This window comes from Thermocladium sp. ECH_B, from assembly GCA_001516585.1.
In the GTDB taxonomy this organism is placed as follows: Archaea; Thermoproteota; Thermoprotei; order Thermoproteales; family Thermocladiaceae; genus Thermocladium.
The window spans coordinates 23,931-31,830 of the sequence record LOBW01000015.1; the positions used below are offsets into that span (position 1 = coordinate 23,931).

General features: G+C 43.6%; 7 protein-coding genes. 4 read left to right on the top strand and 3 right to left on the bottom strand.

Features of this window, described 5'->3' with window-relative positions; all coding sequences use genetic code 11:
- Positions 1-410 precede the first annotated feature (410 nt).
- Together AT710_03235 and AT710_03240 are read left to right on the top strand one after the other, a co-directional pair.
- Complete coding sequence (locus AT710_03235) at positions 411-920, top strand: 50S ribosomal protein L11 (protein ID KUO92500.1); 510 nt, start codon at positions 411-413, stop codon at positions 918-920.
- A complete protein-coding gene (locus AT710_03240) occupies positions 920-1,573 on the top strand; it encodes a 50S ribosomal protein L1 (GenBank protein KUO92489.1) in 654 nt (217 codons plus the stop codon). The genes AT710_03235 and AT710_03240 overlap by 1 nt, the downstream gene beginning before the upstream one ends.
- A 36-nt stretch (positions 1,574-1,609) precedes the next feature.
- Here the strand turns inward: AT710_03240 and AT710_03245 are convergent, their stop codons facing one another.
- The 3 genes from AT710_03245 to AT710_03255 form a co-directional block, all read right to left on the bottom strand.
- A complete protein-coding gene (locus AT710_03245) occupies positions 1,610-2,947 on the bottom strand; it encodes a glutamine synthetase (GenBank protein ID KUO92490.1) in 1,338 nt (445 codons plus the stop codon).
- A 186-nt stretch (positions 2,948-3,133) separates the two neighbouring features.
- The gene (locus AT710_03250; GenBank protein ID KUO92491.1) at positions 3,134-4,537 is read right to left on the bottom strand and encodes an amino acid permease; all 1,404 of its coding nucleotides are present in this window, start codon (positions 4,535-4,537) and stop codon (positions 3,134-3,136) included.
- Positions 4,538-5,343: 806 nt separating this feature from the next.
- Positions 5,344-6,069, bottom strand: coding sequence for a hypothetical protein (locus AT710_03255; protein ID KUO92492.1), 726 nt, complete (start codon positions 6,067-6,069; stop codon positions 5,344-5,346).
- Positions 6,070-6,339: 270 nt separating this feature from the next.
- Here AT710_03255 and AT710_03260 point away from each other — a divergent pair, with 270 nt between their 5' ends.
- Positions 6,340-7,017 (top strand): hypothetical protein, encoded by a 678-nt coding sequence (locus AT710_03260; GenBank protein KUO92493.1) that lies wholly within the window; start codon positions 6,340-6,342, stop codon positions 7,015-7,017.
- A partial coding sequence (locus AT710_03265; GenBank protein ID KUO92494.1) for a hypothetical protein occupies positions 7,014-7,900 on the top strand: 887 nt, incomplete at its 3' end. The genes AT710_03260 and AT710_03265, both read left to right, overlap by 4 nt.

Here is a 7,900-nt window from a genome sequence, read left to right on the forward strand (position 1 = left end):
CGTTCCCTAAGCATAATCAAGGGATCACCGTTAGAGTTTGCACCTAGGAATGAACCAGCAAGAACAAAGATAAATACGGAGCTTAATGGATTCGGTTTATTGCCCGCCAAAGACGATCACGTGGGCCGTAATTCCATAATTGGTTGCCCTATTGCTCATAGACTTCACATCAATGCATCGATTTAACCTATGCGTTGAACATATTGAGAAGGGATCGGCTTAGCAGTTTCAATTAAGAGGCCCTCCTCCTTAATCGTGGTGGATCATGACGAGGCAGCGCCCCTGAGGAGTTAACCCCTAGGCCTCGGGGAGTCCACAAGGCGGGAGAGGGTCGGTTGCCTAACATGGGTATCGCCTCATCTTTAGTAAAACATTTAAAAATCCCAATGCCTGGGTTTCTTGATAAGTTAATGAAGAGGGTGATAAGACTATCGGTGCAGCCTGGAAAGCCGCTTGCGGCTCAAGCCATTCAGCAGCTTCAGCAGGCATCGCTCAATGCGGATAAGGTTTCGAAGGATATAACTGAAAAAACCAAGCCAATTGCTGCATATGTCTCTGGGAACATAGTTGTTGAGGTTATAGCCGATGATGGCAACTACTCCCTCTCGATAGAGTATCCATCAATAACGGACCTATTAATCAAGGCGGCCGGCAAGGCTGCTCCAACGCATCAAGCCGGTAAGGAGATAATTGGGGATATACCACTAGAGAAGGTCGCCGAGGTCGCTCTGATCAAGTTGGATGAGATCAGGAGCAATGATTTCAAAAAGGCACTGAAGCAAGTCGTTAGCACTTGTCGCTCAATTGGATTAACCGTTAATGGAAAGGATCCGAAGGAGGTGGTTAAGGAAATCGATGCAGGAAAATACGACGAATTAGTTAAAAAGTACGAGGAAAAGGCCAATAAGGGTGATAATTGATGAGCCTTAAACAGGAGTTAGTGACTAAGGCCATTGCTGAAGCCAAGTCCGTCTCGGCTAGGCGTAGATTCGAGCAATCAATAGATTTAGTAGTGACCTTCAGGGACATAGATATAAAGAAGCCTGAAAATAAGTTCTCCCTAACGGTTACTTTGCCGCATGCAATCCCCAATAAATTAAACAAGATATGCATGATTGCCAGTGGTTCCATGGTATTATCGGCTAGGGATGCAGGAGNGGATCTAGTGATTTCTCGCGATGATTTTCCAAAATACACGGAGTCCAAGAAAGCGGTTCGGAAGCTTGCCCAGGAATATGATTTCTTCCTGGCTACTCCGGACATGATGGTTCAGATAGGTAGGTCCATGGGTTCCATATTAGGGCCTCGGGGAAAAATGCCCGACGTGGTTCAGCCAAATGCCGATCTAAAGCCCATAGTGGATAGATACAGGAGAAGCGTTAGGGTTAAGATAAAGGATCAACCACAGGTAATGACTAGGGTTGGGAGCGAGGCGATGAGTGAGAAGGAGGTCGTTGAGAATATCAATGCAGTGCTGGAGGAGATCTATAAGAAGGTCTCTCCAGAGAAGGTTCGCGCCATATATGTGAAGCTAACGATGGGGCCACCAATAAAGCTAACCCTATCCCAATAATGCTGTTAATTGTTTTTAGGCAATAAATGTTAATTCTTAGGCTGAATCCAGGTAATGAGCGTACTCCCACTCAGTTATTTTATCCCAAGTATTTTCCCACCTGTATAATGCCGCGTACTCATTCCATTCCTTCTCCTTAACCTTTATGTACTCCATCAATGCTTCCCTCAAGTTTTCGTCCCTTAAGAGGCTACTGCCGCCGAGAAGCTTCACTGCATCCCCTAGGGTTTGCGGTGTTTCCTCGGCATTAATTTCATACGCAACCTCATCAACGGGAGCCGGCGGAACTAATTTATCGGTTAATCCGNGTAGTATTGATATTAACTCGGCGGAGAACGCTAGATAGGGATTCATGCTGGGATCCGGGTGCCTATACTCAAAACGGTTAACTTTCTTCCCGTAGTAGGGGATCCTTATCATTGCTGNTCTGTTTCCGTAACCCCATGCTATTCTAGTTGGCGCCTCATGATGAGGCACAAGGCGCTTATACGAATTAACAGTTGGAGCCACCAATGCGCTTATTTCCTTGGCTGCCNAGAGCAATCCAGCTATTGCGCTTTGTGCTTCCGGCGTTGCCTCGCTATTCCTCGACTCAAAGAGGTTGCGGCCATCTAGATCCCATAGGCTTATATGCGTGTGGGCGCCGCTGCCATTAATTCCCCAGAATGGCTTTGGCATGAATGTTGCGGTTAATCCATGTCTCTTCGCTATATCCCTAGCCATGATTTTATAGATAATTATATTATCTGCAACCTTTATCGGGGAATCCGCCGGTATATTGATCTCGTACTGGGATGGAGCTACCTCATGATGTATCTTAGTCTCGCCGATGCCGGCGCCGCTGATGGATGCGGTTAATTCCATGGCTATGTCGCTTAAAATATTGGTGTTGCGCCCCTCGAAGTAGGCTCCATTATCTGCCAGGAATGGAGTATTACCGTTTAGTCCCACAATGAAGAACTCCACCTCAACCCCCATCATGGCGTGAAAACCCATTTTCTCGGCGTTAATCATTACTCCAAGCAGCACGTTGCGTGGATCCCTCATTATTGGTTTTCCGGAATCATCCACCACATTCATTAATGTGTCGGCTATTTTTCCATCGTTCCACCGCTCAATGAATACGGCATGAGGGTCCGGCAGCGCTATAAAGTCGCTCTTATTAACGGTGGAGTATGACGGTATAGACGAGCCGTCAAACGGCATGCCGTCCCTGAATACGTCCAGCGCGGGATCGATTGGCATTAATTCGGCCCTTGGCTTGCCATGTATATCGATCACGGTGAATTTAACGTACTTAACCCCAGCCGCCTTCAGCACCCTCCAAATCTCGCGCGGTTCTATTGATTCCACGTATTTCTTTATATCAAGCATATAACGTGTTAGCTAACTAGTATAAATTATTTATTGTCAAAATCGCAGCAATATCATTGCGATATACAAGTTTTTACTGGTAATTAACGTTAATCTTAGGTCTAATAGACAACTAATCACGTACAGAATAAACCACAGATCCGCTTCCTAAAGCCGTAAAATCACGGGGCTCCGAGCATTCATGAATTAGGCATTCATTGTTACCCTTAGATTTCTTAGTTTAGTTCTCAAAGCCACCGCCTCAATAATTATTATTAATGCCACGGAAGCAATTACAATGTAATCTATTGGCATATATTGAGCGGATTCATAAAATGTAACCAACATTAAAGCCGCGCCTCCAATGGTTACTGCTTTGCCATAATTGCTGACCACCCTGGAGGCAGCTGCCGCTATTATTGCTAGGCTCAATACGTAATAAAGCGAATCTACGGCATACGTGTACTCCATTGCTCCATAAGTTAATTGCACCCAATTAGATGCGCCGAGGACCCATGACGCTATATATGATGGGATCAACACGCCCCCTGCCACCATTGTCGATGCATATATGGCGGTTACTGGCGTTAAGTATTTTCCATGTATTTTACTTAAATGCTTGGGAAGAAGTCCATCCCTAGCCATGCCGAAAAGCATGCGTGCAGTGGCGTTCAGCGTAGCTAAATAACAGCCAAATACGCTAAATATTACCGATAACGAGAAGGCAACTAATCCCCAGAAGCCCAAGTAGTGCTTAATTAATGTAAATATGGGATTCACGCCGAAACCCTCCGCCGCAGTGACGAATCCATTTATGGATTCCTCGCTGAACCCTATATTAAGGAGAATAACATATGTTACGGCCATATAGAGTAACCCCATTAATAAGGTGGCAAAAAGCGTAGCACGCGGCACCGTCTCACCGGGTTTACGCGNCTCCTCAGCTATCTGGGTGCTTGTCTCAAATCCCATAAAGTAAGTCACGGAGAAAAGCAAGCCTCCGCCAATGCCGGCCAATACACCGCTTATGGTGCTGCCATATGTGGCGGCTGGAGTAAATGGAAATAATGATGCCTCCCCCCATTTACTGTAAATGCTTAAAGCAATGAATAATGCCAATATTGCGACCTCTATTGATGTAAGAAGGGCCTCCACTCGTATGCTTGGCCTTATTCCACTAATGGATATTATCATGGCTGCGGCAAGTGGAATAAGCACCAATGGCAATGGATTAATCAGGTTACCAGTTACTGCATAAATAGCCTCAGTTGATAAGTATGAGAAAGCTATTGCCACCGATGATAATCCTATCAAGCTGTATATTATATAGATCATTCCATTCAAGAACCCCATATATGAATTAAGGGCATGAGCCGGATACGCGTAGAAACTAGCTGCGTTTGGGTATCGCTTAGAAAGCACGTATATTGCATATACCATAGTCATGACGCCCAGCGTCGTGAGCAGCATTGCCAACGGCGCAGCAGCATATGCCGTGCCCATTATTAGAGCCGCTCCACCGGCTATGCTATACGTTGGGGCCTGGCCAGCAAGCGAATTATATAAGAGACCTAGAAAACCAGTTGCATTCTTCTTGAGTTCCCCACCCATGAGTTTGATGCGGTGCCTTTATTGATATAAGCATTGTTAAACGTTTAGCAATTAATTGAAAATTAATTCAATAGATATGAGCAATAAGAGGCGATGACCCATTCCCATGGATGGAGGCAAACTAAAATGTAATTACATGTATAGCCTAGAGAAAATGGCATACAAGCTCCATCATCGGCAATCGATAATGGCGTTTTCATTGAGTTCAGAGCGGAAGGCTTAAAAAAGAAGCCATGAAGGGCTTCCTCATGCCTATATCAGATCAAGAAAAGCTACGGATTGCGATAGAACATAGATTTGGCTACTGGATTTGTAGGAATTGCGGCGCAAGAAATCCAATAAACGCCGAGAAATGCAGGAGGTGCAAAAGCAAGAATCTTAGACCAAAGAGATTCAAGCATTAATCATTAATAAAAGGATCGGCAACCCCTGCCCCTTCAAGGCGGGGAGGAGGTCAACAAATGCGGAAAATCTCCGCCCCAGAAGCGGTCTCCAGCTCTGTATATTCCGGATAGGATTTAAGCCCTCCTTTTATGTAGACTCCCTCGTCCTCGTTTTTATTGACCTAAAATTTCCTCGAAATTATAACAATAATAAATATTGAGGAAATGAACTTGATGGGATGAAACGGCTCCCCTTGGATCAGTGATGCGAGCCTCTCATCACTTTGGCAGCACTCGAGATCGTCATCATGTAAAGGGCAGCAACTAAGTGGCTTTTAACTTTATGGGGCAATGGGCTTTCAGTTAAGCGTTTCTTTGAGGGCTTCTTATCTTTGCCGCGAGGGCCTGTTAGGGCTAGGTAGTTTACTGCCTTTTTTCTAGGATCATTATCAATGATTTTATAAATTCATCTATATTTGCTATCTTTATCATGGAATCGCCCGGGGCATTGCTTATGGTTCCAACTTTTATATCATTTACATTAATTTGCATGCCTATGCATTTGCTGAGTTTATTTATGCTAAGCAGGTAATAATCCCCCAGCTTGACTTTATTGGTATCTATGCAAGTCTTGATTCTCATAACCATATCTCCATTAGTGTAATTAATCACTTTGCCGACCTTAACAACTATGTGTGCATCAATTAACAATCCTAGAAGCGCCTTAAATGCAACCTTATTTATCCAAGAGGATGGCGATAATCGTCTTATCTCCTCATTCAATAAATTGAATAATTCATCCTCATTAATTGATCCATTTTTCAGCAGCACATCAATTAATAGTTTATATTGCGGAAGTGCATTCATCAAATATGAATGCAACTGTTTTGCTCCTGCCCCCATTTTTATAGAGTTATATATTGCCCAGCCATGTTGAGTTAATTCGATTGCTTCTCCATTCTCCTCCACTATGCCGATCCGTAGGAAGAACCTAGTTATATCGCCCTTTCCTTTACCGATATCTAAGTTCTTATTCCTCACATCGCCCTTCCTTAATCCATAATTATCGCCAACTGCCTCTATATATGCCAATAATTTATTCAAGCTAACTCTGGGAAACGGGATACTTCTTTGAACATTTAATGCCATATGCCAAACATGCCTCTCACCCTTAAAACGATGTCCCTCACTCACAGAAATAATACCTGGGATTCCCTCTCTTTAGGAGGCCTTAATCAATTCTTATGATTGTTTGCAATCAATGGCTAAATACTCGGCTCAGGAATCCTCATTCCGGAGCTGCACTAAGAAATTGTATTTCCCCAAATATTTAGGTCCTCAATTTCTATATTGAATTCTTCTAGCTATAATAATTATATTTTTAAAGGTGGAATCCCTGAACAACGCTCTATGCGAAACATGTTTGCTAGGTTGCTTAATCCATTCATACGGGGGGAGGCGGAGCTATTTAGCGGCTTGAGGCGGCATATAGAGCTAGCCCACAAGGCAATCACATTATTGGAATCCCTATCGTCGAATCCCTCCTCGCAAGATATTTCATCAATAATATCCGAGGTATCTATATTGGAGAATCAAGGTGACTCCATAAGTAGGGAATTAACCCAGGAAATATCCTCTGGAGCCATTTCCACTCCACTCATAGGCGACGTGGAGATGCTTGTGGGAAAAATAGATGATATACTGGATAAAACCTATGTTTTAGCGAGGGAAATGAGGAGGGCATTAACCCTCTGCAATACTCCCATCGTGCTTTCAATGATACAGAAATCCATTAGGGAGGAGATTCAATTAACCAGGCGTGGATTAGAGGATTTAATGGAGGTACTGGACTCCATAAATAAGGGGGGAACATATACTTCAACTAAGGAATATACGCTGGCGATAGAGAAGCTGGAGGAAATGGTTGATGACGTGAAGGATAATGCAATTGATGAATTATATGGTAAGGTAAAGGACATGGGTTATGCCGAATTCCTTAGCTTGCTCAACATGATATTCGAAGTTGATGACGTGATGGATTCAATAAAGGACGCATCATTCATGATAATAACTATATTGAGGAGTCTTGGATCATGATGTTGACTTACATAGTTGCTGCATATGTATTGATGGCTCTCTCGACATTCCTCGTATCTGCTAATAATTTATCGCTAATAGTTGGCCCAGTGGTTGGAAGTAGGTTAATACGACCGCAAGCAGCCATATTAATGACTGCCATAGGTTACGTCGCTGGACTAGTTATCCAGGGACGAAGCATGAATGTTTATAGCGTGGGTGATTCTGCGCGTTTAGTTCTATTCGCTGTTAGCCTAGTGGTCTTCACTATAGGCGAGGGCTCCAGGATACCCATGTCAATAACTAACTCTCTATATATGTCCATAAATGGGATCCATTTGGTTAACGGTTATCTATTAAGTAATTTCTATGTAGTTATTGGTTATTGGTTCCTCACCCCAATACTAATTGCCGTGTTCTCATACGTGGTTTACCTAATAATAAGGTATTACAGTGCGGCGAATCCAATAAGGTACATAGCCATGTTTAAGATATTGATGATAATACTCTCATTCATGGTGGCATTCTCCTTTGGGGCCAATAATTTGGGACTGGTTTGGGCCCTCTCGGGTCCAAGCATTGGCAATTTATTACTTATATCAGCAATTGCGGTACTGGGCGCAGTTATAGGTGGGCGCAGGACTCTGGGTGCATATGGTAGAATGTATGGATTCGGCCCATTAACAGGCGCATCAGCTCAATTATCCGTGTTCATAGCTATGGAGGTGGCCACGTTTCTTGCAATACCCATGACATTGACCCTCAGCGTCACTGGTGCATTGCTTGGACTAGCCTTTGCGCATAGGTTTAGGTTTATTAATGCCAATTATGTATATATGATAATAATGGGTTACTTTGCCTCGCTTCTATTATCCTTATCATTGGCCTTCATAATTTATAAGCT

Bases quoted from the DNA above. Each gene is read 5' to 3' on its own strand.
- AT710_03255 (KUO92492.1), bottom strand. From the start codon at position 6,069: ATGGCATTAAATGTTCAAAGAAGTATCCCGTTTCCCAGAGTTAGCTTG.
- AT710_03260 (KUO92493.1), top strand. From the start codon at position 6,340: ATGTTTGCTAGGTTGCTTAATCCATTCATACGGGGGGAGGCGGAGCTA.
- AT710_03235 (KUO92500.1), top strand. From the start codon at position 411: ATGAAGAGGGTGATAAGACTATCGGTGCAGCCTGGAAAGCCGCTTGCG.